Annotated in this window: 22 protein-coding genes; 10 read left to right on the top strand and 12 right to left on the bottom strand. The window is 66.2% G+C overall.

The window, feature by feature from the left end; genetic code table 11:
- The first annotated feature begins 70 nt into the window (after positions 1–70).
- On the top strand, positions 71–961 hold the full coding sequence (locus AC07PE_RS17430) for a LysR family transcriptional regulator ArgP (protein ID WP_498766684.1): 891 nt from the start codon (positions 71–73) through the stop codon (positions 959–961).
- On the opposite strand, the gene AC07PE_RS17425 is transcribed toward AC07PE_RS17430, so the two are convergent.
- Positions 889–1356 carry a hypothetical protein gene (locus AC07PE_RS17425; protein WP_498766682.1) on the bottom strand — a complete coding sequence of 156 codons (468 nt, stop codon included), beginning with the start codon at positions 1354–1356 and terminating at the stop codon, positions 889–891. The genes AC07PE_RS17430 and AC07PE_RS17425 overlap by 73 nt on opposite strands.
- A gap of 76 nt (positions 1357–1432) precedes the next feature.
- On the opposite strand from AC07PE_RS17425, the gene AC07PE_RS17420 reads away from it, so the two are divergent.
- Together AC07PE_RS17420 and AC07PE_RS17415 are read left to right on the top strand one after the other, a co-directional pair.
- A complete protein-coding gene (locus tag AC07PE_RS17420) occupies positions 1433–1789 on the top strand; it encodes a MerR family transcriptional regulator (protein WP_498766680.1) in 357 nt (118 codons plus the stop codon).
- 100 nt (positions 1790–1889) lie between these two features.
- The gene (locus tag AC07PE_RS17415) at positions 1890–2561 is read left to right on the top strand and encodes a beta/gamma crystallin-related protein (protein WP_498766678.1); all 672 of its coding nucleotides are present in this window, start codon (positions 1890–1892) and stop codon (positions 2559–2561) included.
- Position 2562: 1 nt separating this feature from the next.
- On the opposite strand, the gene AC07PE_RS17410 is transcribed toward AC07PE_RS17415, so the two are convergent.
- Positions 2563–2976, bottom strand: coding sequence for a hypothetical protein (locus AC07PE_RS17410; RefSeq protein ID WP_498766676.1), 414 nt, complete (start codon positions 2974–2976; stop codon positions 2563–2565).
- A 77-nt stretch (positions 2977–3053) separates the two neighbouring features.
- The gene (gene tssK, locus AC07PE_RS17405; protein WP_498766674.1) at positions 3054–4397 is read right to left on the bottom strand and encodes a type VI secretion system baseplate subunit TssK; all 1344 of its coding nucleotides are present in this window, start codon (positions 4395–4397) and stop codon (positions 3054–3056) included.
- 173 nt (positions 4398–4570) lie between these two features.
- On the opposite strand from tssK, the gene tssE reads away from it, so the two are divergent.
- Genes tssE through tssG form a run of 3 tightly spaced genes read left to right on the top strand, consistent with a single transcriptional unit; the run spans position 4571 to position 7963 of the window.
- The gene (tssE, locus tag AC07PE_RS17400; protein WP_498766672.1) at positions 4571–5095 is read left to right on the top strand and encodes a type VI secretion system baseplate subunit TssE; all 525 of its coding nucleotides are present in this window, start codon (positions 4571–4573) and stop codon (positions 5093–5095) included.
- Position 5096: 1 nt separating this feature from the next.
- Entirely contained in the window at positions 5097–6938 is a 1842-nt protein-coding gene (gene tssF / locus AC07PE_RS17395) for a type VI secretion system baseplate subunit TssF (RefSeq protein WP_498766670.1), read from the top strand.
- Complete coding sequence (tssG, locus tag AC07PE_RS17390) at positions 6902–7963, top strand: type VI secretion system baseplate subunit TssG (RefSeq protein ID WP_498766668.1); 1062 nt, start codon at positions 6902–6904, stop codon at positions 7961–7963. The genes tssF and tssG overlap by 37 nt, the downstream gene beginning before the upstream one ends.
- On the opposite strand, the gene AC07PE_RS17385 is transcribed toward tssG, so the two are convergent.
- The gene (locus AC07PE_RS17385; protein WP_498766666.1) at positions 7942–8628 is read right to left on the bottom strand and encodes an MOSC domain-containing protein; all 687 of its coding nucleotides are present in this window, start codon (positions 8626–8628) and stop codon (positions 7942–7944) included. The two genes, tssG and AC07PE_RS17385, sit on opposite strands and share 22 nt — an antisense overlap.
- Before the next feature lie 141 nt (positions 8629–8769).
- Here AC07PE_RS17385 and AC07PE_RS17380 point away from each other — a divergent pair, with 141 nt between their 5' ends.
- The gene (locus AC07PE_RS17380; RefSeq protein WP_498766664.1) at positions 8770–10470 is read left to right on the top strand and encodes a tyrosinase family protein; all 1701 of its coding nucleotides are present in this window, start codon (positions 8770–8772) and stop codon (positions 10468–10470) included.
- A 12-nt stretch (positions 10471–10482) separates the two neighbouring features.
- Here the strand turns inward: AC07PE_RS17380 and AC07PE_RS17375 are convergent, their stop codons facing one another.
- Together AC07PE_RS17375 and AC07PE_RS17370 are read right to left on the bottom strand one after the other, a co-directional pair.
- Complete coding sequence (locus tag AC07PE_RS17375) at positions 10483–10983, bottom strand: hypothetical protein (RefSeq protein WP_498766662.1); 501 nt, start codon at positions 10981–10983, stop codon at positions 10483–10485.
- Positions 10980–12275 carry an amidohydrolase gene (locus tag AC07PE_RS17370; RefSeq protein ID WP_498766660.1) on the bottom strand — a complete coding sequence of 432 codons (1296 nt, stop codon included), beginning with the start codon at positions 12273–12275 and terminating at the stop codon, positions 10980–10982. The genes AC07PE_RS17375 and AC07PE_RS17370 overlap by 4 nt, the downstream gene beginning before the upstream one ends.
- A gap of 118 nt (positions 12276–12393) precedes the next feature.
- Between AC07PE_RS17370 and AC07PE_RS17365 the strand changes: the two genes are divergently transcribed.
- Positions 12394–14418: an esterase-like activity of phytase family protein gene (locus tag AC07PE_RS17365; RefSeq protein ID WP_498766658.1), complete on the top strand. Its 2025-nt coding sequence runs from the start codon at positions 12394–12396 to the stop codon at positions 14416–14418.
- A 59-nt stretch (positions 14419–14477) separates the two neighbouring features.
- On the opposite strand, the gene AC07PE_RS17360 is transcribed toward AC07PE_RS17365, so the two are convergent.
- Positions 14478–16709 carry an NADP-dependent isocitrate dehydrogenase gene (locus tag AC07PE_RS17360; protein WP_498766656.1) on the bottom strand — a complete coding sequence of 744 codons (2232 nt, stop codon included), beginning with the start codon at positions 16707–16709 and terminating at the stop codon, positions 14478–14480.
- A gap of 289 nt (positions 16710–16998) precedes the next feature.
- Between AC07PE_RS17360 and AC07PE_RS17355 the strand changes: the two genes are divergently transcribed.
- Positions 16999–18246: a PQQ-dependent sugar dehydrogenase gene (locus AC07PE_RS17355; RefSeq protein WP_498766654.1), complete on the top strand. Its 1248-nt coding sequence runs from the start codon at positions 16999–17001 to the stop codon at positions 18244–18246.
- Between the two features lie 7 nt (positions 18247–18253).
- On the opposite strand, the gene AC07PE_RS17350 is transcribed toward AC07PE_RS17355, so the two are convergent.
- From AC07PE_RS17350 to AC07PE_RS17340, 3 genes are read right to left on the bottom strand one after another with little or no spacing between them, the layout of a single operon-like run.
- Positions 18254–18664 (bottom strand): response regulator, encoded by a 411-nt coding sequence (locus tag AC07PE_RS17350; protein ID WP_498766652.1) that lies wholly within the window; start codon positions 18662–18664, stop codon positions 18254–18256.
- Complete coding sequence (locus AC07PE_RS17345; protein ID WP_498766650.1) at positions 18657–19160, bottom strand: GAF domain-containing protein; 504 nt, start codon at positions 19158–19160, stop codon at positions 18657–18659. The genes AC07PE_RS17350 and AC07PE_RS17345 overlap by 8 nt, the downstream gene beginning before the upstream one ends.
- A gap of 7 nt (positions 19161–19167) precedes the next feature.
- Positions 19168–20199 carry a hypothetical protein gene (locus AC07PE_RS17340; protein WP_498766648.1) on the bottom strand — a complete coding sequence of 344 codons (1032 nt, stop codon included), beginning with the start codon at positions 20197–20199 and terminating at the stop codon, positions 19168–19170.
- Between the two features lie 126 nt (positions 20200–20325).
- Between AC07PE_RS17340 and AC07PE_RS17335 the strand changes: the two genes are divergently transcribed.
- A complete protein-coding gene (locus AC07PE_RS17335) occupies positions 20326–21816 on the top strand; it encodes a sigma-54-dependent transcriptional regulator (RefSeq protein ID WP_498766646.1) in 1491 nt (496 codons plus the stop codon).
- Here AC07PE_RS17335 and AC07PE_RS17330 read toward each other — a convergent pair.
- Together AC07PE_RS17330 and AC07PE_RS17325 are read right to left on the bottom strand one after the other, a co-directional pair.
- The gene (locus AC07PE_RS17330; RefSeq protein ID WP_498766644.1) at positions 21808–22398 is read right to left on the bottom strand and encodes a hypothetical protein; all 591 of its coding nucleotides are present in this window, start codon (positions 22396–22398) and stop codon (positions 21808–21810) included. The two genes, AC07PE_RS17335 and AC07PE_RS17330, sit on opposite strands and share 9 nt — an antisense overlap.
- 18 nt (positions 22399–22416) lie before the next feature.
- Positions 22417–24597: a protein kinase domain-containing protein gene (locus AC07PE_RS17325; protein WP_498766642.1), complete on the bottom strand. Its 2181-nt coding sequence runs from the start codon at positions 24595–24597 to the stop codon at positions 22417–22419.
- Positions 24598–24600: the final 3 nt, after the last annotated feature.

Below are 24600 nucleotides of genomic sequence, written 5' to 3'. Positions count from 1 at the left end.
GGATCGCTGCTCGATCATGAATCTTCAATTACATTAACGAAATCTAAGCCATCGTAAATTTCGCTAACCCATGAAGATCGATCCGCGCCGCAGCGAGGCCTTCCTCGCCGCCGTCGACAGCGGCAGCCTGGAAGCGGCCGCCAGCCGGCTGAAGGTCACGCCCTCGGCCGTGTCCCAGCGCATCTCCGCGCTCGAGCAGGACCTCGGCACGCCGCTTCTGATCCGCACCCGTCCCTGCCGCCCGACCGCGCCCGGCATGCGCCTGCTGCAGTTCCTGCGCCGGCGCGAGCTGCTCGAAGCCGAGTTCCTGGCCGAGTCCGAGGACGACACGGTCCCGGTGCGGATGCCGCTGGCCGTCAACAACGACACCCTCGCCACCTGGCTGCTGCCCGTGCTGGCGCCGGTGCTGGCGGAAGAGGGCCTGCTGGTCGAATTCGTGCTCGACGACCAGTGGCACACGTTCACCATGCTGGAACAGGGCCGCGCCCTGGCCTGCATCTCCGGCGAGCCGGAACCGATGCGCGGCTGCACCGTCACGCCGCTGGGCATCATGCGCTACCGCCTGGTGGCATCGAAGGATTTCGCGCTGCGCTGGTTCCCCGGCGGTTTTACGCGCGAGGCGGCGAGAAAGGCGCCGGTGGTCGTATTCGACCGCAAGGATTCGCTGCAGGCAGTGTTCCTGCTGCAGCACTTCGGGCTGCCGGAGGGCTCGTATCCCTTCCACTACGTGCCGGCCAGCGATCCCTTCGCCCGGGCGATCCGGCTGGGCCTCGGCTATGGCCTGCTGCCGCTTGAGCAGTGCGCGGCGATGCTGCAGGCCGGCCAGCTGGTCGACCTGACCCCGCATCTGCACATGGACGTGAACCTGCACTGGCATGCATGGCGGATTCAGCCGCCGAGGCTGGAGCGCATGGGCGCGGCCCTGGTCAAAGGCGCGCGGGCCGTGCTGCTGCAATCCTGAGCAGCCGGGGCGGCGAAGGGCAGCCACTGCACGACGCCCCACGCAAATTCCGGCAGCACGAACAGCCACAGCAGCGGGGCGCCGGTCATGGCCAAAGTCCAGGCCATCCACGACGCGAACAGGAAGCGGGTGACGCCGTCGTAGCGTCCGAGTATTGCCTCGGTCCGGCGCAGGCGCAGCACGCTCCAGGTCAGCACCACGCTGCCCATCAGGCCGGCGAAAAAGATGTGGAAGGGCGTGAACGCCGGCAGGGCGCCGCCGCCCAGCGCCTGGTTGAGCGCGGACAGCTGGGCGTGCATGAGCGCAAAGGTCCAGGGCGTGGCAAACGGCGCGGTCAGCAGCAGGTCATACCAGGCGCTGGCGCGGACGATCTTCAGGTAAGTAGGCAGCTTCATGATGGCTCCATCGATGGGATGCCCGCATCATCAAGGCTGGAGTACACTCCAGGGTCAAGCCTTTTGATCGCCGCCTATGAAAATCGGAGAACTGGCATCCGCCACCGGCCTGAGCCGGGACACCCTGCGCTTCTATGAAAAGCGCGGGCTGCTGCAGCCCCGTCGCCGCGACAACGGCTACCGCGACTATCCGCCCGAGGCCGTGCAATGGCTGTGCTACCTGCGCAGCGCCCAGCAGCTGGGCTTCACGCTGGCCGAGATCGAAGCCGGCATGCCGCTGCTGGAATCGCCTGACGCCTCCGCCGCCGAGCTGCGGGACGCGCTGCGGCGCAAGCTGGCCGACATCGACGCCCGCATCGCCGCGCTGGGAACGCTGCGGGCCGAGCTGGCGCGCGAACTCGAGGAACCGGGCGCCTGTCCGCTACGGCAGTAGGAATTTGTTACAAGAACATGTCCGCGTGCTACTCTCCTGCCGCGTTAGAGACATGGGCGCCACTCACAGGCGCGCGTAGAACAATTCGAGGAGAGATCACATGAAACGCCTGTTAGCCGCCGCCGCCGTGCTGGCCACCCTTGCCCAAGCCGCCGCCGCCGGCGAGATCACGCTGTTCACCGACAGTAACTTCCGCGGCCCGCGCGTGACCATCGACCGGGATGCCTACAACCTGGCGGACATGGGCTTCAACGACCGCGCCTCCAGCATGGTCGTGCGTTCGGGCGTCTGGCAGGTGTGCGAGAACAAGGACTTCGGCGGCTACTGCGCCGAGTTCGGCCCCGGCGAATACCGCGAACTGCCGCGTTTCAACGACCGTGTGTCCTCGGTACGCGAGATTTCGCGCGGCGGCCGCGGCGGCTACGATCGCGATGACCACCGCGGCGGCCCGGGCTGGCGTGGGGACCGCGACGAGCGCCGAGATGAGCGCCGCGGCGACTGGCGCGACGATCGCGGCGGACGCGGCGACGCGGTCCAGCTGTTCTCCGGCCAGCGCTTCGAAGGCCCCGCCGTCAGCCTGTCCGGCGACGTCCGCGAGCTGAACGACGTCGGCTTCAACGACCGCGCCGGCTCCATCGTCATCCACGAAGGGCGCTGGGAATTCTGCGAGCACGGCGACTTCCGCGGCCAGTGCGTCGTGTTCGGCCCGGGCCGTTATCCCTTCCTGGAAGGGATGAACAACCGCATCTCGTCGATGCGCCGGGTGCGCTGATTTATGCAAACACCCCGCTGCGTGGCGCCGGTTCGCCCTCCAGCAAGGCGCGCAAGGTAAAACGCAGCGGATAGATGTCGACGGGCGATTTTCCGAGCTCGCTGGCGGTGCTGGTCTTGTAGCGCAGCGGCGTTTTTTCGCCGTGCGCCGCATAGATGTACGCGCCCATGCTCAGCAGGCTGGCGCCGTCGAACGCGATCTCTTCATCGGTCGACAGCGCGACGATGCCGACGAAAGGCGTGCCGTCGGCCGTGATGAAATCGGCCGCCACCGACAGCGCATCGGCTTCGCGCGGGATCGTGCTGCGTTCCAGCGGGCGGATTCCATCCTCGTCCTGTTCCCAGATCGGAAAGGCGGCCAGGTCTTCGGGCGTGAGCGCCTCGACCGGTTTACGGGTTTGCAGGGTAATGTCCATGGCCGTGCCTCCTTCGTGGGTATCACAGCAGTGTAGTTCGCAAGTTGCAATGATGCAATGTTTGATGGATAGGCTATTCAGGCCGCCACCGCCAGCAGTTCGAGCTTGAGCTCCTTCATCCCCGAGGGCACGTAGATCGCCACCGACTGCGCCTGCAGCATGCGTTCGTACATGTTCCCCTTGGCGTCGAGCATGAAGTAGCAGGTGTCCGGCCGCACCGGCACCGCGGCCGGCAGCTGCGGCGCGTACTGCAGGCGTACGCCGGGCAGGGCGGACAGCACGCATTTCTCGACGTCGTCCGGGGCGCCAACCTTGAAGCGCAGCGGCACCGTGTCGACCAGCTCCAGCGCCGGGATATCGGCCGATACCGCGATGTAAAAGGTGGTCTTGTCGTCGATTTTTCCCGAGTCGAGCATGCCGTGGTGGTAGCTGGGCCGCACCTCGTTCAAGACGATGGCGAAGTACTTCGACGAGATCACGGTGTCCAGCAGTTCGCGGATGATCTGGTGGACTTTCAGGAAGGCCGGGCCGGGATCCTGGTGCTGGTAGGGCGGCAGGTCGGCCAAAGTCCAGCTTTTCGAGAACGTCATCAGGGCGCCGGCGGTGGCCAGCAGCTGCTCGTACAGGCGCTCCGGGTGCAGGTCCGGATGGTGCAGGTAGTGAGTGAGCGCGGCGCAGGCGCTGCTGGCCGTGTGCAGCAGCCAGAACGAGGACATGTCGCCGGAGCGGAACTCGATCACGTTGCGGCTCGGCTCGCGGTGATGGCCGTACAGGGCGCTGACCTTGGCCTGCAGCGCGTCCAGCAGGCGGCGCAGCTGCAGGAACAGCATCGGCGCCGATCCCACCGACAGGCTGGGCGGCACGAAGCTCGGATCGAGTTCGAAGCCGCCGGTGGCGGCGCGGCGCAGGCGCAGCAGCGGGAAGCAGGTGTAGGCGTCGCGCGGCTCGAATTCGGCCACCAGGCGCACCGTCTTCTTCAGGTAGGCCAGGTGCGCCGGCGAGGCCTGGGTGTAGAGGTCGGGCGTCTCCTGGTTGGCCTGCACGAAGCGCGCCGTGTTGCTGTCCTGGCCGGGCTGGGCGAAGTTGCCGCTAAAGGGTTTCAGGCCGGGCAGGGCGGCGTAATACGTCACGCTCTGCTGATTCGGCGCTTGCAGCTGGCCCAGGTCGACTGTGGGCGGCAGCTCGTCGGGGCCCGGAGCGTCGACCAGCTCGCCGTCCTGGAAGCGCAGCGACAGCGCCAGGATGCGCAGCACATTGCTGCCGAGGGCGTCGCGATCGATCTCCAGCCGCTCCACGCCCCATGCATACGGGTGCACCGCATCGATGCTTTTATGCAGGCGGTGCTCGTGGTATTGGTCCTGGCGCTGGAAGTGCTGCGGACGCAGCAGCAGGCCCTCGCCCCAAAGTACCTTGCTGTTCATGTCGCGTTCCCTCCTGTCGAGTCCACAACCATAGCTTTTTCGTGGCGGCCTTTTTACCGCAACCCCCTTGTGTCTTGCTCCTGCTCAATGTTTTGGTAGCGCGGTCCCAACTGAACTATTTTTTCGGCCTCGTCTATGTAAGACTTTCCCCTTGATCACGCGAGGGGATAGCGATGAAAGGGTTCACGCCTGGTTTATTCGATCGCCTGCTCGGCACACCGGCGCGACATGCCGCCGGCGGCAGCGCCACCGTCTCGCGGATTTCGGCCGACGACCTGAAAGATGCAGTGGCGCGTGACCTGGAAGCCCTGCTGAATACGCGCGCCGTGATCGACGAGGAGCTGCTCAAGGACTATCCTGAATGCAGCCGCTCGATCCTGAACTATGGCCTCAGCGATTTCGCCGACCGCTCGCTTTCCAGCCCCTCCGACCGCGCCCACATCTGCGCCTGCCTGGAGAAAGTCATCGCGCGTCACGAGCCGCGCCTGCGTAATGTGAAGGCTTCGCTCGAGATCCGGGAGGGCGCCGTGAACCGCCTGAATTTCTCGATCACGGCGCTGCTGGTGGCCAGCAGCTCGCAGGAGCCGGTCAACTTCGACGCCATCCTGCAGCGCTCGACCCTCCAGTACAGCATCAGCAAGGCCGGCCGCGCAGGGTCGGCAACGTCAGCCGCATCGAGCGCGCCGGCGGGAGCCTGAGATGGAGCAGCTGCTGCCCTACTACGAACGCGAGCTGGGCTACCTGCGCCGCAACCTGCGCGACTTCGCCGAACGCTATCCGAAGATCGCCGGGCGCCTCCTGATCAGCGGGGAGGTCTGCGAAGACCCGCACATCGAGCGCATGATCGAGTCCTTCGCGCTGCTGAATTCGCGCATCGCCAAGCGCCTCGACGACGACTATCCGGAATTTACGGAAGCCCTGTTCGAGGTGCTGTATCCGCACTACCTGCGGCCCTTTCCCTCCTGCTCGATCGCGCACATGGACGTCGCCGGCGCCGCCAAGCAGCAGACCGGCGCCAGCACCATCCCGCGCGGCACCCAGCTGAACACGCGGCCGGTGCGCGGCGCCGCCTGCACCTTCCGCACCGTGTATCCGGTCACTGTGGCGCCGCTGGCGCTCAGCGAAGCATCGTTCAGTTCCATCATCCGCTGCCCGGAAGCGGTGCGCCTGCCGGGCGGCGCCAGCGCCGGCCTGAAGCTGACCATCGCCGCCACCGGCGAACAGGCGCCCGGCCTGCTGCAACTGCCGCAGCTGCGCGTGTTCATCGACGGCGAACCCTCGTTCTGCGCGGCGCTGCGCGATGCGCTGTTCATGCGCACCGTCGCCGCCTGGGCCGAGGGCGAGCGCAGCGGGCGCTGGGTGCCGCTGGATGCGGTTCCGATCCACACCGCCGGCTTCGACGACGAGGATGCGCTGATCGATTTCCCGGCCCGCTCGCATCCGGCCTACCGGCTGCTGACCGAATACTTCTGCTTCCCCGAGAAATTCAACTTCTTCGACATCGACCTGGCTACTCTGGCGGCCAGCCTGCCGGCGGGGACCAAGACACTGACCCTGCACCTGGCCATGACCGGCCTGCGCGCGGACTCGAACACGGCGCGCATGCTGGAGACGCTGTCGACGAATAACGTGCTGCTCGGCTGTACGCCGGTGGTGAACCTGTTCCGCCAGAAGGGCGAGCCGATCCGCCTGACCCACACCAGCGCCAGCTATCCGGTGCTGGCCGATGCGCGCCGCGCCTTCGCCTACGAAGTGCAATCCATCGATTCGGTCTCGCTGGTGCGCCAGACGCCGCAGGGCGAAACCATCATCGCCTACCAGCCCTTCTATTCGCTGAAGCATGCGCAGGCGCCGGAAAGCAGCGGCCATTACTGGGCCATGCGGCGCGACGAAACCCTGCTCGACAAGAGTCCCGGCTTCGAGACACAGATCACGATCGTCGACGTCGACTTCGATCCGGCGGCGGTGGAGACGGACACGCTGAACCTGGAACTCACCTGCACCAACCGTGACCTGCCCTCCCAGCTCGCCTACGGCCAGCGCGGCGGAGACTTGTTCCTCGAAGGCGGCTCCAGCGTGAAGACGGTCAGCTTCCTGCGCAAGCCGACGCCGTCCTGGCGTTTCGAGCACGGACGCGGCACCCACTGGCGTTTGATCTCGCACCTGTCGCTGAACCATTTGTCATTGACGGCGGACGGCATCGACGCCTTCCGCGAGATGCTGGCGTTGTACGACCTGCCGCGCTCGGCCTCCTCGCAGCGTCAGATCGCCGGCGTCATCGGCATCGAACAGAAAGCCGCCAGCGCCTGGCTGCCGGGGAACCCGTTTACCTGCCTGGTGCGCGGGGTCGAGGTGCGCCTGAGCATCGACGAGGAAGCCTTCATCGGCAGCGGCATTCACGCCTTTGCCCACCTGGTCGAGCGCTTCCTGGCCCTCTACGTGCACGCCAACAGTTTTACCAGACTGACCATCATCTCGCACAAGACCGGAGAGGAGTTACTCGCATGTTCGCCAAGAAGCGGCGATTCGAGCCTGCTGTAATCGAGCGCCTGTTCAAGGAACCCTGGCGCTTCGAGTACTTCCAGGCGGTGCGCCTGCTCGAGCTCTGGCTCAGGCGCCGGCGCGAAGCCAGGCCAGACCCGGCGGCCGGAGACCCCGTGGCCAACGTGCTGCGCTTCCGGAATTCGATCTCGCACCGCTTCCCGGCCAGCCAGCTCGAAGCCATCGAGCTCGAGACCCGCGACGACGAGAGCCTGCGCTACGTGCATCTCACGCCCGCCTTCATGGGCCTGCTGGGCTGCAGCGGCATGCTGCCGGCCCACTACAACGAGCGCATTGCCGAGCACGAGACGCAGCACAAGGACGAAGGCCCGCGCGCCTTCCTCGACACCTTCTCGAACCGCTCGCTGGCCCTGTTCTACGAGGCCTGGCGCAAATACCGCCTGCCCCTCAAATACCAAGCCGACGGCAGGGACAGCTTCCTGCCGCTGCTGCTCGGCCTGGCCGGCTTCGGCAATGCCGGGCTGCGCAAGCGCCTGGCGCAGGACAAGCATGGCGAAGTGCTGGACGAATCGATCGGCTACTTTGCCGCCGCGATCCGGCACCGGCCGGCGTCCAGCGCCCAGATCGCGCGCGTGCTGACGGAATACTTCGGCCAGCCGGTGGCGGCCGAGCAGTTCGTCGGCCAGTGGTACGAGGTGCCGCCGGCGCAGCAGACCATCCTCGGCGAGCCCACCGCCATCCTCGGCGCGGGCGCGATGACGGGCGTGCGCGTGTGGCAGCGCGACCTGCGCCTGCGCCTCGTGATCGGGCCGCTGGACCGCGCCAGCTTCGACGCCTTTTTACCGGGCGGCCTGGCGGCGCGCGCGCTGCACGCGATCCTGACCCTGTTCACCGGCGTCACGCTCGAATACGAAGTGGAGCTGGTGCTGCGCGCCGCCGACGTGCGCGAGGTGAGCTTGAAGGAGAGGTCCACCATCGGCCGCCTGGGCTGGGATGCCTATCTAGTCGAGGGTGAGCAGGCGCAGGACCGGCGCGACGTGCGCTACGAGCTGCACGCGCTGTAGGCGTCATCGCCGAAGAGGCCTCGGCCATCCCATATCTGCAAACCGGCTGCCGCCTGTGCCGACACGGCTTTTCCCGCAAGGCCCAGGCTTTTCACCAGGCGAGGAAAGGCGCGGCAGTAAGTGGACTGCACCCCGGCCAGGCGCGCCAGCTGGGCATAGGTGAGCACCATCCCATCCGGCACCGCGCACAAGACCCGCGCAACCCGCTCTCGCCAGTCGTCGGACCAGGCTGCTAGCTGCCGGCCCAGGTCGCGGATCCGGTCTCCTCGGTAAATCTCGCCGCCGGCCAGCACGCGCGCCAGCATGCCGCGGCGCCGGCCGATCCGCGCCGCCACGCCGGCTTTGTGCGCATCGAGGTAGCCGCAGGCTTCGCACTGGAACATCAGGCGCAGCTGGACGGCGTCACCGACCTGCAGCACGGTGCCGGAGCTTAGATCGGCCGTTTCGAGGTCGAGCAGCAGGTTCTCTCCCAGCGCCTGCGCGGGCAATGCCAGGTCGGCGTAGACGGCAGCGCTGGCCAGCAACACCTGGCGCGGCGACAACGGATCGGCGTGGCGGTCGCCGGCCAGGCCCGTATCGGCCAGCGCCTGCACGGCGTCCACCGCCATCGGCCTGTCCGTCCGCGGAGGCCGGAGCGCCAGCGCCTCTACATATCCAATATTCATGAGAGAAGCATACCCTCGATGAGTTCGCTTGCGCCATGCCAGCGACAGCTAAAACAGACGAGCTAGTCTGATCGGGTATGCCCGTTGGGTTCGCATCTTTCCTGGATGCACGACGACCATATCTCATTCGGAGAGCACGCCATGATTCGACAACTACGCCATGTGTTCAGTCCGTCCCGCCGCACCATCCTCAAAACCGCAGGTCTTTCCCTGGGCGCCAGCATGCTGCCGCTCGCCTCCTCGTTCGGGCAGGCGGCCGCCAAGCCGGCGCGCTACCGCCGCTACAACGCGTCCGGCTCGAAAACGGGGGCGCGGATGCTGGAAAGCTATGCCCGCGCCGTGCGCGCCATGCTGGCGCTGCCGCCCGAAGATCCGCGCAACTGGTATCGCCATGCCATGGTGCATACGCTCGACTGCCCGCACGGGAACTGGTGGCTGCTGCCCTGGCACCGCGGTTACCTGGGCTGGTTCGAGCAGATCTGCCGCGAGCTGAGCGGCGATCCGCAATTCGCGCTGCCCTACTGGGACTGGACGGCGGAGCAGAAGGTCCCCAGCGGCATGTTCAACGACGTGCTCGACCCGCATCACCCCGCCTACATCCCGAACGCCCAGGAATTCGAGAACCGCCTCAGGACGGCGCTCGCGAACACGGATTACTGGACCTCGCCCGGCGGCGTGTTCGACAGGAATACCCGCTACGGTCAGCTCCTGATCCGCAAATTCCGCTTCGCCGACGACATCATGTTCGACATCGTCGGCGATCCTTCCGGTCCGCTGTACTACGACCTGGCGAACGCGCGCGGGATACGGCGCGAGGCCCCTGCCCTGTCGGCCACCACCATCGACGCGGTATCGACTGCGACCATCCATGCCGCGCTGGCGGCGCCGGACTTCCCCACTTTCGGCAGCCTCAAAAGCGCGAACCACCACACCATGGCCGGTTTCAGCGTCATCGAGGGCAGGCCGCACAACTCGATCCACCGCTGCGTCGGTTCGCGCGACTGCAACTTCATGGATGCCCAGGGCTTCATGACCAACTTCCTGTCGCCGGTCGACCCGATTTTCTTCCTGCACCATGCGAACCTGGACCGCCTGTGGGACGTCTGGACCCGCAAGCAGCAGTTGCTCGGCCTGCCGGTGCTGCCCAGCGGCTTTGATCTGCGCACCGACCTGCCGGACGACCAGAAATCGGCGGAAGAAAAGAACACCGACTACTACCGCTGGGCGCGCGAACCGGTGCTGTTCTTCGTCGACAGCAAGGGCAGGGAGGTGACGAAGACGCGCGCCGAGGACTACACCTGGATGAGCGCCTTCGACTACGATTACGAGCCCGGATCCGGCGAGGAGGTGGTGCGCTGGGCCGGCAGCCAGCCGCGTCCAAGGCTGGCGGCGCGCCGGGTCTACGCCGGCAAGGTGCAGAGCCGGCTGGTAACGGGGACAAAAGCGGCCAGTGCGACGGTCCAGCTGCCGGCGAGCAGCATCGGCCAGGCCGGCACCATGGGGTCGACCATGGTGGCCAACGTCACCCTGAACTTCTCGGAGCGGACCTGCGAGGCCTTCGTCGTCATCCTCAACGGGCCTGAGGCCCCGACCCAGGTCGAGCCGGGCAGTCCCTTCTACCTCGCGACCATCACCATGATCGGCGGCCACGGCACCTGCGGCGCCCTGTCGTATGCGCTGCCGCTCGGCGACAAGCTGGGCCAGGCCGGCGCCGCCCAGGCATTGGCGGCGGACGGCTCGCTGCGGCTGCGGGTGCTGCCGATGCACGCGATGATGGGCCATGGAGGGATGGTCAGCGACACCTCGGTGGAGCTGCTGGCCGTGAACGTGGAGAGCTACTAGTCTTGCTCTGCGCTAGCGGTAGGTTGGCGCCTGGAGGTGCTCGCCAATGAAGCCGTTCAGGTCCATCGAGTTGCTGAAAACCGTCCGGGTGGCCCGTCCGTTCTGGATGATCCACTCGGCGGCATAGGTACCGCCGGCATCGCCGAAGACGCCGCGGACGGTGCAGTTGTCCACCTCGTCGCAGGCCAGCGCCAGCCGTGAGGATGCCGCTTTGGCATCACCGAGTAGCGGATCGACCATGCCGTCGGTCGGCAGCTTGTAGACCCGGCCATGGCGTCTGAGCGTCAGCGAGGACAGCATGGTTTTCGGCCGTTGGGTGCCAAGGATCGCATAGTGCATCGCTCGGCACTGCGCACTCTTGCAGGCGTTCGCCTCGCGATAGGGCAGCTCCTCGATGCTGATCTCGCCATCGCCGCTGCGGAAGCTGAGCGGCGCTGACCATGCCGGCAGCGCGGTGAAAAAGCAGGCCACAAGCACCAGCGCCGGGCGAAGAAGCTGAAGTGTCGCTGTCATTGCTTGCTCCCTCCCTGCGCCATCACATTCAACACGGCCAGGCTCATCGCCTGCGCGGCCGTCTTGATCGACGGTTCCGGCACCGGCGCATAGAAGGGCGAGTGGTTGAAGGCGATCGGCGTGCCGCCGGGACGCTGGGCCTCCGCCACCGCTTTCGGCTCGTAGACGCCGGTGAAGAAGAACATCGAAGGAATGCCCTGGTTGGCGTACAGCGAGAAATCCTCGCTGGCCGTCATCGCCGGCATGCGCTGGGCGTTGGCGGCGCCGAAGGCATCCTTGAACACGGCTTCCGTCCTGCGCACCAGCTCCTCGTTGTTGACGATGGCCGCGCCGCCCGCGATCAGCTGGACCTCGGGCGCCGGCGCGCCGGCCATCGCGGCCGACGCATTCGCCACGCGGCGCACGCCGTCCAGCAGCTTCGCCCGTACTTCCGGGCTGTAGGAGCGGATCGTGCCGCGCACCTGCACGGTGTCCGGGATGATGTTGCCGACCGTGCCGCCGTGGATCGCACCGATCGTCACCACGCCGAACTCCTTCGGATCCTTCTCGCGGCTGATCACGGTCTGCACGTCGGTCACGAAGTGGGCTGCGATGGCGATCGGATCCAGCGCCTTGTCCGGCGCCGAGCCGTGTCCGCCGCGGCCTTTGAAGACGATCTCGATGGCGTCCGAGTTCGAGGACACCGCACCGTCGTTGAAGCCGACCGTGCCATAGGCCAGCGGCCAGGAGTGCAGGGCGAAGGCATAGTCGGGCCTGGGGAAGCGTTTGAACAATCCATCGTCCAGCATGGCCTTCGCGCCGGACACCGTCTCCTCGGCCGGCTGGCCGATGAACACCAGCGTGCCCTTCCACTGCGCCTTCAGCTCCACCAGCGTGCGCGCGGCGCCCAGCCAGCTGGCCATGTGCACGTCGTGCCCGCAGCTGTGGGTGGCCGCGCCGCGGCTGGCGTAGGGCAGGCCGGTCTTCTCCTCCATCGGCAGGCCATCGAGCTCGGTGCGTACCAGCACCGTCGGCCCGGCGCCGTTGCGCAGCACCGCCACGATCCCGGTCTTGCCGACCTTTTCCGTCACCTCGAAGCCGAGTTTGCGCATCTCGGCCGCCAGCTTGCCGGCGGTGCGCACTTCCTGGAACGCGGTTTCCGGATGCGCGTGCAAGTCCTTGTAGACGGCGTCCAGCCAGGGGTACATGGCGTCGACGCGGGCGCCGACCTGGGTTTTCAAAGGCTGCTGGGCCTGAGCGGCAAGGGAGAGCAGCGCAAGCGATGCTGCGGCGGCGAGTCGGGAGATGATCAAGCTGGCCTCTTCGTGGTGGATACGGGTAAGGGCTAGCCTAGCACAGCCCCTTATTTTTTTGTCATGAGCCTGTCATCGACGCTTCCTAGACTGTGCGCTTTCCATTCGAGAGGTCACCATGTCGCTTCCACGCGTTTCGCCCCTGTGCCTGGCCGTCCTGCTCGCCGCTTGCGGCGGCAGCGACGATGCGCCGGCCGTCACCACGCCTGCCAAGACCCAGATTACCGGCGTGTTCTACGACGCCGCCGTCGAAGGCCTCGAGTACACGGCCGGCACCGCCGCCAAGGCGAGCACCACGGCGAAAGGCGAATTCACCTGCTTCCAGGGCGATACCGTCAGCTTCAGCCTGGGCGGCATCGCCCTCGGCAGCGCCGCCTGCGCGGCCACCGTCACGCCGCTGCAGCTGGCCGGCGTCAGCGACGCCAAGGATATAAAAGTGGCGAATCGCCTGCTGGCCCTGCAGCTGCTGGACGAGGACAGCGATCCCTCTAACGGCATCAGGATCGCCGCCGACGTGAAGACCGCGCTGGCCGCCAAATCGCTGGACTTCAATGCCGCCGCCGACAGCTTCAACACGGCCCTGGCGAGCATGCTGTCGGCTGCCGGCGGCAAGTACGCAGCGCGCAGCGTCGACGCCGACCGCCGCCAGCTGGCCGACGAGCACTTCGCCGACACCCTGGCCTCGAAGCTGGGCGCCCCGGTGGCCGACAAGTTCACGCAGGGCGCGGTCGAGGTCAGCGTCACCCGCTACCAGATGCAGGCCGACAGCAAGTACTACATCCCCTACGAAGGCAGCAATGCGCTGGTGAAGCAGGACTTCCCGCTCGGCTTCCTGCCCTCCTACGGTTCCTCGCTGGCCTTCAAGGGCGCCAACGCGAACGGCGACCTGGAATTCTATGGCCTGACCGACCGCGGCCCGAACGGCGACGGCCCCAACGTCCCTTCGCTGAGCGGCAGCGGCACTACCGGCAGCAAGATCTTCCCGTCCCCCAGCTTCACGCCCTCGATCGGCGTGATCACGGTCGGCAAGAACGGCGCGGTCCTCAGTTCGGTCATGCCGATCAAGGCCAGCGCCACCGTCAACAGCAGCGGCCTGCCGATCCCGGAAGGCACGCTTGGCAACTCGGCCGAGATTCCGGTCATGGACGCGATGAAGTTCGACCCGAACGGCAAGGCGGTCTTCAACGCGAATGGCCTGGACAGCGAAGCCATCGTCCTCGACAAGAAGCGCAACACGCTGTGGATCAGCGACGAATACGGTCCCTTCATCGTCAGGCTCGACCCGGCCACCGGCGTGATCCAGGCGAAGTATGCGGCCGGCAGCGGCCTGCCGAAGATCTTCGCCAAGCGCCGCGCCAACCGCGGCATCGAAGGCATGGCGCTGGACACCGCGACCGACCGCCTGCACGCCTTCCTGCAAAGCCCGCTGAGCGACGGCAGCGCTGCGTATGCGGTGACCGGCAAGAACGAGCAGGTCGAACGCTTCGCCCGCTTCACGCGCTGGATCGAATTCGATCCGAACACCGGCGCGACCACCCGCATGTTCGCGTATCCGATCGCCGCCTCCGACTACCAGGACGGCCGCACCGGCAACGCCAAGCTGGGCGACATGGTGGCGCTGGGGAACGGCAAGTTCATCGTGATCGAGCAGGGCGCCGACCCCAAGGGCAAGGTCTTCAACAAGCTGATGCTGGTCGAAATCGGCAACGCCACCGACATCGGCGCCGCTGCCTTCAACGCCGATACCTCGGACCTGGAAAAGAGCTCGATGGCGGGCGCGCCCGTCAACGGCACCGACTGGAGCAAGGTGGTCGCACTGAAGAAGACCCAGTTGCTGGACCTGAATGCGATCGGCTGGCTGGCCGAGAAAGCGGAAGCCTTGAGCATCGTCGATGCGAACACCCTGGCGCTCGCCAACGACAACGACTTCGGCCTGAAGACCAAGGTGTACACGCCGGACGGCGTGGCGGTGGCCGACGCCGATGTCACCAAGTGCAGCATCGATGCGAATGGCGCGATCGTCACCGGCAGCTCGGCCGGCTGCACGGCAGGGAACACGATCCGCGTGGCGCGCGGCGAGGACCGCGAGCGTCCCAGCCGGCTGTGGCTGATCAAGTTCGGGAAAGCGCTGACCAGCTACTGATCCGGCAGACGAAAAAAAAGCCAGTCCACTACGGACTGGCTTTTCTCATTTGACTCTCATCAGGCCAGCGAAGCCAGCGCCTGATTGAAGGTCGCGCTCGGACGCATCACGGCTTTCACCTTGGCGTTGTCCGGCTGGTAGTAGCCGCCGATGTCGACAGCCTTGCCCTGGATTTCCAGCAGTTCCGAGACGATCTTCTGCTCGTTCTCCGCCAGGTTCTTGGCCAGCGGCGCGAAGTAGGCTGCCAGTTCGGCATCCTCGGTCTGCGCGGCCAGTTCCTGGGCCCAGTACATAGCCAGGTAGAACTGGCTGCCGCGGTTGTCGAGTTCACCGGTCTTCGGCGACGGCGACTTGCGGTTGTCCAGCAGCTTGCCGGTGGCGGCGTCCAGGGTCTGGGCCAGGATCTTGGCCTTGCTCGAACCGGTCTTGATGCCCAGGTCTTCCAGGCTGACGGCCAGCGCCAGGAACTCGCCCAGCGAATCCCAGCGCAGGTGGTTCTCTTCGACCAGCTGCTGCACGTGCTTCGGCGCCGAGCCGCCGGCGCCGGTTTCGTACATGCCGCCGCCCGCCATCAGCGGAACGATCGACAGCATCTTGGCGCTGGTGCCCAGTTCCAGGATCGGGAACAGGTCGGTCAGGTAGTCGCGCAGGATGTTGCCGGTCACCGAGATGGTGTCCAGGCCGCGGGCCACGCGCTCCAGGGTGTAACGCATCGCGCGCACCTGCGACATGATCTGGATGTCCAGGCCGGTGGTGTCGTGATCCTTCAGGTAGGTCTTGACCTTCTTGATCACTTCATTCTCGTGCGGACGGTACGGGTCCAGCCAGAACACGGCCGGCATGCCGGAGTTGCGGGCGCGGGTAACGGCCAGCTTGACCCAGTCGCGGATCGGCGCGTCCTTCACCTGGCACATGCGCCAGATGTCGCCCTGCTCGACGTTCTGCGACATCAGCACTTCGCCGGTGGCGAGGTCGGTGATGTTGGCGACGCCGTCTTCCGGGATCTCGAAGGTCTTGTCGTGCGAACCGTATTCTTCCGCCTGCTGCGCCATCAGGCCCACGTTCGGAACGGTGCCCATGGTTTTCGGATCGAAGGCGCCGTGCCATTTGCAGAAGTTGATGATCTCCTGGTAGATGCGGGCAAAGGTCGATTCCGGAATGACGGCCTTGACTTCCTTCAGGCGGCCATCGGCGCCGTACATCTTGCCGCCGGCACGGATCATCGCCGGCATCGACGCGTCGACGATCACGTCGTTCGGCGAGTGGAAGTTGGTGATGCCCTTGGCCGAGTCGACCATGGCCAGCGCCGGACGGTGTTCCTGGCAGGCGTGGATGTCGCGGATGATTTCTTCACGCTGCGAATCCGGCAGGGTGGCGATCTTGTTGTACAGATCGGCCATGCCGTTGTTGACGTTCACGCCCAGGCTGTCGAACAGTGCGCCGTGCTTTGCGAAGGCGTCCTTGTAGAAGGTGCGCACGGCGTGGCCGAACACGATCGGGTGCGAGACCTTCATCATGGTCGCTTTCACGTGCAGCGAGAACATCACGCCGGTCTTGTGTGCGTCTTCGATCTGCTGCTCGTAGAAGTCCAGCAGGGCCTTGCGGCTCATGAACATCGAATCGATGATTTCGCCGTCCTGCAGCGCCACTTTCTGCTTCAGCACGATGGTCTTGCCGCTCTTGGTCAGCAGTTCCATCTTGACGTCGCGGGCTTTGTCGAGGGTCATCGACTTTTCGCCGTGGTAGAAGTCGCCGTGGGTCATGTGCGACACGTGGGTGCGCGATGCCTGCGACCATTCGCCCATCGAGTGCGGGTTCTTGCGTGCGTATTCCTTGACGGCCTTCGGCGCGCGGCGGTCGGAGTTACCTTCGCGCAGGACCGGGTTCACGGACGAGCCGATGCACTTGCCGTAGCGTGCCTTGATTTCTTTTTCTTCGTCGGTCTTGGGATCGGCCGGATAGTCGGGCAGGTCGTAGCCCTTGCCCTGCAGTTCCTTGATGGCGTTGACCAGCTGGCCCACCGAAGCGCTGATGTTCGGCAGCTTGATGATGTTGGCGTCGGCTTCGAGGGTCTTCTTGCCCAGCTCGCTCAGGGTGTCAGGCACACGCTGTTCGGCCGTCAGGCGCTCGGGGAACTGGGCCAGGATACGGGCGGCGACCGAAATGTCGCTTTCCTGGATACGGATACCAGCGGGTTTGGTAAACGTGCTGACGACGGGCAGGAAGGCGTGAGTAGCCAGCAGGGGCGCCTCGTCGGTTAAGGTATAGATGATGGTCGGATCGCTGCTCATACGCTTTTTCCTCGGTGTTCGCGAAGGTAAGGGAAACTAATACTAAAATGACATCGACTGTCTGGACTCGCGGGTCTATGCACGCTGTTAGGCGATGATCCTAACCGATCTAACCCGATACGAGGCGCTTTTTCCAAGTCTTATATAAGACAGAAGACAAGCGCCATATTATGCACCGCTTTTGGAGCGGACACCACCTTTTCGCACCGGGCGCCAATCGCGCGCCACAGCCTGCAAGCCTGGCGCATCCTGCGACAACACGAGTCTGGCAACCAATCCGGAGGCGGAAATGCGTTCCTGGCGCAGGCGTTTGCCCTTGTCGTTTTTGCTGGCGGGTGTACTCGGCGCCCTGTTCGCTGCCTGCGGCGGCGGCGGTGGAGGCGGCGGCGCGAGTACGCCTCCCGTCGCCGGCGGCCCGGTCATCCAGCCGCCGACGCCACCGACGCCACCCGCACCGCCGCCCGCCGCCCTGACGCTGGCCCTGGCGCCCTTCGCCGGCAATCTGCCCAGTCCCACCTTCCTGACCGCGCCGCCGGGCGATACCCGCCAGTTCATCGTCGAGCGCGCAGGCCGCATCCTGCTGATGCAGAACGGCGCGCTGCTTGCACAGCCCTTCCTCGACCTGCGCACGGTCACCGACGTCGCCGGCGAGGGCGGCCTGCTGTCGATGGCCTTCGATCCCGGCTACGCCACCAACGGCCGCTTCTACGTCTACCGCACGAATCTGAACCGCGACATCGTGGTCGAGCGCTACACCGTGTCCGGCGATCCGAACCGGGCCGACGGCGCCTCCGGCATCACCATCATCCAGATTCCGCACCCGACGTTCACGAACCATTTCGGCGGCCTGGTCGCCTTCGGCCCCGACGGCTACCTGTACCTCGGCACCGGCGACGGCGGCTCGGCCGGCGACCCGCCCGGCAATGCGCAAAATCTCAATTCCCTGCTCGGCAAGCTGTTGCGCCTGGACGTCAGCACGTCCAGCGCGTCCGTCCCCTACACGATCCCGGCCACGAATCCCTACCGCAGCCAGACCGGGGCCCGCCCCGAGATCTGGGCCTACGGCCTCCGCAACCCCTGGCGTTTCACCTTCGACGGCGACAAGCTGTATATCGCCGACGTCGGCCAGGCCGAGCGCGAGGAAATCGACCTCGAAGCGGCGGCCCAGGGCGGTCTGAACTACGGGTGGAACAGGATGGAAGGCACGGCCTGCTACCAGTCGTCCACCTGCGACCGTACTGGTCTGGCGCTGCCGGTGCTCGAATACAGCCATGCGGACGCCGGCAGTCCGTGCTCGATCACCGGCGGCTATGTGTACCGCGGCGCGGCGATCCCGGAGCTGGCCGGGCGCTATTTCTATTCCGATTACTGCGCCGGCTTCCTGCGCAGTTTTCTGGCGACTGAGCGCACGGTGTCGGAGCAGCGCGACTGGAGCGTGAGCAAACCCGGCCAGGTGATGTCCTTCGGCCGCGACGGCCAGGGCGAGCTGTATGTGCTGACCGCGACCGGGATCTGGAAGATCGTCAAGGGATCGTAGGGGATACTCAGGCCGCCTGCTTCGTGGCGAAATCGGCAATCGCCTCCAGCAAGACCTTGGCGCGGAAGGGTTTCAGGATGACGCGGTTGATGCCGCGGCCCTGCAGCTCCTTCACCAGTTCGGCCGTCGCCCGGTCCGCCATGATGGCGATCGGCATGCCGGCATCGCTGAGGGTCAGGCCCTGGCGTATCAGCTCGACCAGGGTCATGTCGTAATGGCGCTGCCCCTCGCGCTCGACGCACTCCACCGCGATCACGGCGCCGTCGAAGCGGCGCTGGCCCAGAAGTTGGCGCGCCGCGTCGACGCTGGCCGCTTCATGGACCAGGCCCAGTCCCAGGGGGCGCGCCGTCAGCGACACGGTGCGGCGCAGCAGGGTTTCCGGTTCCACCAGCAGCATGTGCAGCGCGCTGTCAGGCATGCCCATCTCCCTCCTTCCTGGCCAGCTCCAGCACCGCCAGGTCGCGCAAGGTGGCCAGGATGCCGAGCTCCATCGCATCCAGCGTGCGAGGGCGGCGGTCGATCAGGCATAGCGTACCCAGCGCGGCCCCGGACGGCAGCACCAGCGGCGCGCCCGCATAGAAGCGGATGCCGGGCTCGCCGGTGACGAGGGGATTGTCGGCAAAGCGCGGGTCTTGCAGCGCATCCGGCACCACCATGATGTCCTGCGCCAGGATGGCATGGCCGCAGAAGGAGATGTCGCGCCCGGTCTCGCAGACGTCCAGCCCGGTGCTGGCCTTGAACCATTGGCGCTCGCGGTCGACCAGGGTGAGCAGGGCGATCGGCACATCGAATTCAGTGCTTGCGAACTCGATGATCTTGTCGAAACGCTGTTCGGGCGGGGTATCGAGGATCAGCAGCGCATACAGCGCGGCCAGGCGCTCGGCTTCGTTGTCGGGCAGGTCAGGTGCTTGCATCGGTACATTATGCACGTCCCGCCAATGAGAAACCAGCTCCGTGCACGTCCTCGATGCGCGGGCGGCTCCAGCAATCCGGCTCCGCCATGTACACCTGGTCGGCACTGGTGCTCACGACCTGGCCGGCGCCGTTCCATCCCCGTACCGTGACGCGTCCGTCCGCGGCGGAGGCGCTCAGCTTGCGCAGGTCCTGGAACAGGGGATCGGCGAGCAGCTGCACGGCTTGCGCGCCGTCGAACTGGTTGGCGGCGGAGAAAAAATACAGCGCGCCCCCGGCCGTGGCGAACAGGTCGGAGGTGTTGTCGGCATTGCGGCAGGCGGCGATCGTCTCGGCGGCGAGTTCGCCGGGCAGCGCAAGGCGCCGCGACTGCGTCGGCAGCGAAGGAATGAAGGGATTGCAGAGCGGGGAATAGAGCAGCTGCGGGGTGTCGCCCACTTTGGCGGCCAGATAAACGCCGTCCACATTCCAGCTGCCGCGGCTGCGGCCGAGGCAGGAAGCGTACACCTTCGCCTGTGGATTGCCCGGCGCATCGTGCGCGACCCAGGCCGGCCTGCCGCGCCGGCCGGTATCGATGTAATAGCGCGACGGCAGCGGTGCGGCGGTGCCGGGATTGCCCGCCATGTCGACGACGATGAAGGTGCCGTCGCTCGCGTCGCCGATCCGGACCGCCGTGATGGTCGGCCGCGCCTGCGGCACGCCGTCCTCGAACGGGCAAGCCGTCCACGCCGGCGCGGCGCGCCAGGCCAGTTCCGACGCCGGATTCGACAGACTCAGGTACAGATGGTCGCCATTGCCGTCATTGACGACCATCGCCAGATGGACCAGGCCGGCCCGGCCGGGACCGGCAATCGTGCGCGCGCTGGCGACATGCTTGCACCGTCCATTCGGGTGATCGCGCCGGATCTGCGCGTCGATGGAAAACAGCAGATCGCCGCCGTAGCTGCCGATAGCGAAGTTGCTGCACGCCGATCCCATCGAGTTCTCCCAGTAATAGACGCTGCCCGGCGCCTGCGGTCTACTTACGATTGCAAATCGCATGCCATGACCAGGAAAACCTGTTTCGCTAGGGAAATTGCTGCACCACGGTAGCTGTCCCATGTAAATTGACATGTCAACAGCCGCGCTTTACATTCGTTTTTTACACTTCGACATGGCTACAGCTGCATGGATGACGCGGATATCACCCTGACCTCACCGCTTCCAGGGGCCACCGGCTCGGGCCCGGCCATCCTGGCGCTGACCGTGCTCTGGCATCCCGACCCCAGCCGCATCGGCGCGCAGTACCTGGAACCGGATGCGCGCGCCGTGGTCGAGCTGAGCCGCTTCCTGCCCCTGTTCGCCCATGCCGGCGAAGACGGACTGGGTCTCGGACACGGCGGCGTATCGCGCCTGCCCGTGCGGATTGCGCGCGAGGCCGGCGGCGCTCTGTCGCTGACGCCGCCGGAAAGCCGCATGGCGGTCGAAGTCAACGGCGTCGAGATCCAGCAAGCGGTCGTGCTCGACGCTGCGCAGCTGGAGAATGGCGTGGTGCTGGGACTAGGACGGGCGATCCTGCTGTGCATTCACTGGACCGACCGGCTGCCGCGCAACAACACGGTACCGGGCCTGCTCGGCGTGAGCAGCGGCGCGATCAAGGTGCGCGAACTGATAGGCGCGGTGGCCTCGACCGAGATGCCGGTACTGCTGCTGGGTGAAACCGGCACCGGCAAGGAAGTGGCGGCGCGCGCCATCCACGCCCTCGGCCGGCGTGCCGCCGCGCCCTTCGTGGCCGTGAACATGGCGGTGATGAACGAGGGACTGGCGGCGGCCGAGCTGTTCGGCGCCGCCCGCGGCGCCTATACCGGGGCACAATCCGCGCGCGCCGGCCTGTTTGCCGAAGCCGACGGCGCCACCCTGTTCCTCGACGAGATCGGCAACACGCCGGCCAACGTCCAGCCGATGCTGCTGCGGGTGCTGGAAACCGGCCAGTACCGCGCGCTCGGCGGCGACACCGACCGGCGCAGCAGCGCGCGCGTGATCGCCGCCACCGACCAGGATTTGAACACGCAGGACTTCAACCAGGCCCTGCTGCGCAGGCTAGAGCGCTTCGTGATCGCGCTGCCGCCCCTGCGCGCGCGGCGCGAGGATATCGGCGTGCTGATGCTGCATTACCTGGAACGGGCGCGCGAGGACGGCGCTCAGCCGGCGCCGCTGCCCTTCGCCTTTGTCAGCGCCTGCGCCAACTACGATTGGCCGGGCAATGTGCGCCAGCTGGCGCACGTGCTGGGGCGCGCCCTGCTGGAATGGCAGGCCGGGCAGGAACCGGTGTTCGAGGCATTCGTGAAGGTCCGCCGCGCCGCGCCGGCGGCGCCGGCCGCCGTGCCGGGCAAACGGCGTGCGCTCGGCGAGTTCGATGAAGACGAGATCCTGGCGGCGCTGCACAACAACGGCTGGCGCATCCAGGGCGCGGCCGGCGAACTCGGGATTTCGCGGCCGTCGATGTACAAGCTGGTCGAGGCCCATCCCGCCATCCGCCGCCCCGAGGACATCGGTGCGGACGAACTGGCGGAGAATCTGGAGAAAAGCGGCGGCGACGTCGAACGCTGCGCCGCTCTCCTGTTGACGCCGCTAGAGGCCTTGCGCCGTCACCTGCGCGGGCTCGGCTTGTTAAGCTGAGGGCGCGATGTCATCGCCAGGCGGCGTGTCGCCATCATCTGGCGGGACCGAGCCGTTTCCAACCTGGGTTTCCGGGTCGAAGGAGAACACGCGGTATTCAAGGCCCTTCGCCGTCTCGATCGCCACAGTCATGATGAATGACATCTGCCAGCGTCCCCGGTTTAGGATGGTCAGCGCGGCGTCGGAATCCCAGCTCATCTGCGATTGCGTGCCGGTGGCTTGGCCCTGGCCGAAGCTGAAAGTAGCGCCTTGGCCGTTCGCCATGGTGGCCGGATTGAAGAAGGGCGAAGGATAAGGATATTTGCCGGCAAGGTGCGCGGGATTCCCGCGGCTGGAGAACATCACCGGGCGATGGATTAGGTGGCAATCGATGATGTGCACCGACGTCAATTGTTTCAGGTAACTGTTAGCCACCACGTTCAAGCGCATCGTGTCATTGACGTCAAGCATGAACTGGCCGGTTTCCAAGCCCGTGGATTTCTGCACGGGCTGATGTTCCGAGTCCAGGATGGTCCAGTCCAGCCTTTCGCTTTCCTGGGAAATATCGAAACTCACCATCAGATAATAACTATTCTTGATCACCTCAAAATTCCCTTTGCTTTAGTGTGATTGGTAACGCGCATCGCGGCGCAAGGCGACGAAATCGGGTTCGGCCTCGATGGCGCTGGCGGAATAGCCGAGCTGCTTCGCCCGGGCCAGCGCATCAAGCGCCAGCTCCCTGTGATGCAGCAATTCGTATGCCAGAGCGGCGCGGAAGTGCACGTCCGCGTTGGCCGACGCCATGGCCAGTGCTTTGGCCGTCATCTGCATGGCGCCAGAGTCATCGCCGCTGCGGGCTGCATACAAGCCCATACGCGACACCAGGGTCACGTTGTCCGGGGTGCGCGCCAGCCGCGGCGCCAGCAGCTCCCTGGCCTTGGCATAGGCCTTGCGCGCATCCGCCTCGCGACCGGGAATCCACAGCAGGGTATCGCCCAGGTTGGCCCAGTTCAGGTACCTGTTCGGGGTGCCCGCCGGCGGCGTTACGGCCCGCTCGAAGGCGCTGGCCGCACCCACGTAGTCGCCGCGCTGGAACAGGGCGTTGCCCAAGTTGGTGTACAGCATGGCGTTCGGCCGGACCCGCAAGCCCTGTTGGACCACTTGTAAGGCTTCGTCGCCGCGGCCTTGGCGCAGCAGCACTGCATTGAGATTAGCGTAGGCGACGCTGGAGTCAGGCTGCAGCTGAATGCTGAGGCGGAAAGCCTGCTCGGCGTCCTTGTAGTGGCCTTGCAGAAAATGCACGGTACCAAGGGAGTCGGCAAAGACACGTTGGCCAGGATACCGGCGCAGCATGGCCTCTCCCCACCCACGGGCCTCGTCGTAACGGCGCAGCTTGGTCAGACAGTTGATCTTGCCGAGGGCCGCAAAATAATTGTCCGGCTCCAGACCGAGTGCCTCGTCCATCGCTGCCAGTCCCTGTTCCGACTTGCCGTGGTTGTAAAGCACCCAGGCCTGGGCCACGTGGCTGAGGGCCAAGGTCGGTTCCAGCCGCATTGCTTGCTGGGCGGCCGCGTCAGCGCGCTTCAGCCAGGTTTCGTCCTGGGTATCGCCGGCGTAGCGGAAACTGTCCACCAGCGACATCCCCGCCACCGCGGCGGCATTGTTGGGGTCCGTGGCCAGCAAGGCCGCAAAATCGGCGCGCGCCGCTTCCAGTTTCTCGGTCTGGTCGAAGGATTCGAGGGCATGCAGGGCGCGGGCGATGGTCGCCGCACGTGAAAAGACGGGTACCGAGTTGCGCACCTGGTCGATGGCCAGTACGCCGCCCAGGCCCAGCGTCAGGACCAGGCCGGCGCCCAGCCAGGCCTTGCGCGAGCGCAGCAGGCGTGGCTTGGGCATGGGCAGCGGCGCGGGTTCCGGTACGGGCTCCTCTGCCGCTTGCGGAGAAGCTGCGACCGGCGCGCCGGCGCGCCAGGCAGCCAGGGCGGCGCCGACTTCTTCCATTCCGCCAAGGCGCTGCTCGGGCTGGCGCGCCGTCATCGAACGGATCAGCTCGATGAGCGGGGCCGAGGTCGAGGCCGGAAACACCCAGGACGCCGAACTCGATTGCATCTGCGCCGCCGCCAGCGCCAGGCCTGACAGGTTCGCGAACGGCCGCGCGCCGCTGATCATCTCGTAGAACATCACCCCCAGCGCATACACGTCGGACAAGCGGCTGGCCGGTTTGCCCAGCAGGCATTCCGGCGCCATGTAGGCGATCGTGCCCTGCTGGTCGAGCTGCATGACCGAGGTGGTTGCCTGGGGGTCGTCGTGGAATGCCAGACCGAGGTCGAGGATGCGCAGCTTGCCGGCCTCGTCGACCATCAGATTCGAGGGTTTCAGGTCGCCGTGGACGAGGCCGCGGGCATGGGCTGCCTGCATCGCCGCTGCCGCCTGGTCGACGAGGTCGAGCACGCGTTCCGTGGCGATCGGTCCCTGGGCAATCAGTTCGCGCAGGGTCAGGCCGGAGATCAGCTCCATGACGATCGCGTGGCCGCTGCCGTCTGCCTCGATCGAATAGATCTTCACGAAGGCCGGATGCTCCAGCGAGGCCGCCAGCCGCGCCTCCTGCAGCAGGCTGCCCGGATGGCCGGGGTGACCGGCGGCCTTGAGCCGCTTGATCGCAACGCGCCGCTGCAGCGTGTCGTCCCAGGCCTCGCGGACTTCGCCAAAGCCGCCCGCGCCCAGCTGCCGTCCCAAGCGGTAGTGCCTGAACTGTTCTGCGGGGGTGGAAATGCTGTCGTCGATCTCTGTGCTGGTATCCATTGG

The organism is Telluria sp. GW821-FHT07G12, assembly GCF_059418525.1.
Note: the sequence above shows the minus strand (reverse complement) of the source record. Positions and strands in the feature narration are given on the sequence as shown.

Excerpts from the sequence above, each read along its gene's own strand:
- AC07PE_RS17430 (WP_498766684.1), top strand. The coding sequence starts at position 71 with ATGAAGATCGATCCGCGCCGCAGCGAGGCCTTCCTCGCCGCCGTCGAC.
- AC07PE_RS17410 (WP_498766676.1), bottom strand. The coding sequence starts at position 2,976 with ATGGACATTACCCTGCAAACCCGTAAACCGGTCGAGGCGCTCACGCCC.
- tssF (WP_498766670.1), top strand. The coding sequence starts at position 5,097 with ATGGAGCAGCTGCTGCCCTACTACGAACGCGAGCTGGGCTACCTGCGC.
- AC07PE_RS17420 (WP_498766680.1), top strand. The coding sequence starts at position 1,433 with ATGAAAATCGGAGAACTGGCATCCGCCACCGGCCTGAGCCGGGACACC.
- tssG (WP_498766668.1), top strand. The coding sequence starts at position 6,902 with ATGTTCGCCAAGAAGCGGCGATTCGAGCCTGCTGTAATCGAGCGCCTG.
- AC07PE_RS17350 (WP_498766652.1), bottom strand. The coding sequence starts at position 18,664 with ATGCCTGACAGCGCGCTGCACATGCTGCTGGTGGAACCGGAAACCCTG.
- AC07PE_RS17325 (WP_498766642.1), bottom strand. The coding sequence starts at position 24,597 with ATGGATACCAGCACAGAGATCGACGACAGCATTTCCACCCCCGCAGAA.
- AC07PE_RS17340 (WP_498766648.1), bottom strand. The coding sequence starts at position 20,199 with ATGCGATTTGCAATCGTAAGTAGACCGCAGGCGCCGGGCAGCGTCTAT.
- tssE (WP_498766672.1), top strand. The coding sequence starts at position 4,571 with ATGAAAGGGTTCACGCCTGGTTTATTCGATCGCCTGCTCGGCACACCG.
- AC07PE_RS17415 (WP_498766678.1), top strand. The coding sequence starts at position 1,890 with ATGAAACGCCTGTTAGCCGCCGCCGCCGTGCTGGCCACCCTTGCCCAA.
- AC07PE_RS17345 (WP_498766650.1), bottom strand. The coding sequence starts at position 19,160 with ATGCAAGCACCTGACCTGCCCGACAACGAAGCCGAGCGCCTGGCCGCG.
- AC07PE_RS17385 (WP_498766666.1), bottom strand. The coding sequence starts at position 8,628 with ATGAATATTGGATATGTAGAGGCGCTGGCGCTCCGGCCTCCGCGGACG.
- AC07PE_RS17375 (WP_498766662.1), bottom strand. The coding sequence starts at position 10,983 with ATGACAGCGACACTTCAGCTTCTTCGCCCGGCGCTGGTGCTTGTGGCC.
- tssK (WP_498766674.1), bottom strand. The coding sequence starts at position 4,397 with ATGAACAGCAAGGTACTTTGGGGCGAGGGCCTGCTGCTGCGTCCGCAG.
- AC07PE_RS17380 (WP_498766664.1), top strand. The coding sequence starts at position 8,770 with ATGATTCGACAACTACGCCATGTGTTCAGTCCGTCCCGCCGCACCATC.
- AC07PE_RS17365 (WP_498766658.1), top strand. The coding sequence starts at position 12,394 with ATGTCGCTTCCACGCGTTTCGCCCCTGTGCCTGGCCGTCCTGCTCGCC.
- AC07PE_RS17335 (WP_498766646.1), top strand. The coding sequence starts at position 20,326 with ATGGATGACGCGGATATCACCCTGACCTCACCGCTTCCAGGGGCCACC.
- AC07PE_RS17425 (WP_498766682.1), bottom strand. The coding sequence starts at position 1,356 with ATGAAGCTGCCTACTTACCTGAAGATCGTCCGCGCCAGCGCCTGGTAT.
- AC07PE_RS17360 (WP_498766656.1), bottom strand. The coding sequence starts at position 16,709 with ATGAGCAGCGATCCGACCATCATCTATACCTTAACCGACGAGGCGCCC.
- AC07PE_RS17355 (WP_498766654.1), top strand. The coding sequence starts at position 16,999 with ATGCGTTCCTGGCGCAGGCGTTTGCCCTTGTCGTTTTTGCTGGCGGGT.